This is a genomic window from Arthrobacter sp. 05N33_2 (genome assembly GCF_056397425.1).
Window position 1 is genome coordinate 1 of the sequence record NZ_JBFTNJ010000142.1, and the last position, 1427, is coordinate 1427.

Sequence of the window (1427 nt, forward strand, 5' to 3'; positions counted from 1 at the left end):
TGGACGTGGCTGCAGGAGAAGATACCTGGACGTGGCTGCAGGAGAAGATACCTCCCATATCCTCAGCGGGTTGACAAACCAGCTGCCTGATCGTGATCCGGAAGAGACCGCCGAATGGCTGGAGTCCCTGGATACCCTGATTCAGGAACAAGGCACCGAACGTGCCCAGTACATTATGCGAAGCCTGCTCCAGCGGGCCGGCGCGCAGAGCGTGGGYGTTCCGATGGTCACCACCACGGACTACGTCAACACCATCCCGGTYGACCAGGAAGCGGCATTCCCTGGCGATGAAGAGATCGAACGCAAATACCGYGCCTGGCTGCGCTGGAATGCCGCCGTGATGGTGCACCGGGCRCAGCGGGCGGACATCGGCGTCGGAGGCCACATCTCCACYTACGCCGGCGCCGCGACCCTGTACGAGGTCGGCTTCAAYCACTTCTTCCGCGGCAAGGACCACCCCGGCGGCGGCGACCAGGTYTTCTTCCAGGGCCACGCCTCCCCCGGCATGTACGCCCGCGCCTTCATGGAAGGCCGGCTCTCCGAGGAGGACCTGGACGGGTTCCGCCAGGAGAAGTCCAAGGAAGGGCACGCCCTGTCCTCCTATCCGCACCCGCGCCTGATGCCGGAGTTCTGGGAATTCCCCACCGTCTCGATGGGCATCGGCCCGATGAACGCCATCTACCAGGCCCAGTCCAACCGGTACCTGCACAACCGCGGCATCAAGGACACCTCGGACCAGCAGGTCTGGGCGTTCCTGGGCGACGGCGAAATGGACGAGCCCGAGTCCCGCGGCCTGCTGCAGCTGGCGGCCAACGACAAGCTCGACAACCTCAACTTCGTSATCAACTGCAACCTCCAGCGCCTCGACGGTCCCGTCCGCGGCAACGGCAAGATCATGCAGGAACTCGAAGCGTTCTTCCGCGGTGCCGGCTGGAACGTCATCAAGGTCGTCTGGGGCCGGGAGTGGGATGACCTGCTGGCCAAGGACGARGACGGCTCGCTCGTGAAGATCATGAACGAGACCGTCGACGGCGACTACCAGACGTACAAGGCCGAATCCGGCGCGTTCGTCCGCGAGCACTTCTTCGGCAAGACCCCGCAGACCAAGGAAATGGTCCAGGACCTGACCGACGACCAGATCTGGAACCTCAAGCGCGGCGGCCACGACTACAACAAGGTCTACGCCGCCTACAAGGCCGCCACCGAGTTCAAGGGCAAGCCCACGGTCATCCTGGCGCACACGGTCAAGGGCTACGGCCTGGGCACCCACTTCGAGGGCCGCAACGCGACCCACCAGATGAAGAAGCTCACCCTCGCGGACCTCAAGGCCTTCCGCGACCACCTGCGCATCCCGATCACGGACGACCAGCTCGAAGCGGACCTCTACCGGCCGCCGTACTACCACCCCGGCATGGACTCCCCGGAGA

General features: G+C 64.5%; 1 pseudogene. It reads left to right on the forward strand.

Features of this window, described 5'->3' with window-relative positions:
• Positions 1-31: 31 nt before the first annotated feature.
• Positions 32-1427 (forward strand): annotated as a pseudogene (locus AC1DHX_RS20685) (pyruvate dehydrogenase (acetyl-transferring), homodimeric type); the annotation flags it as partial.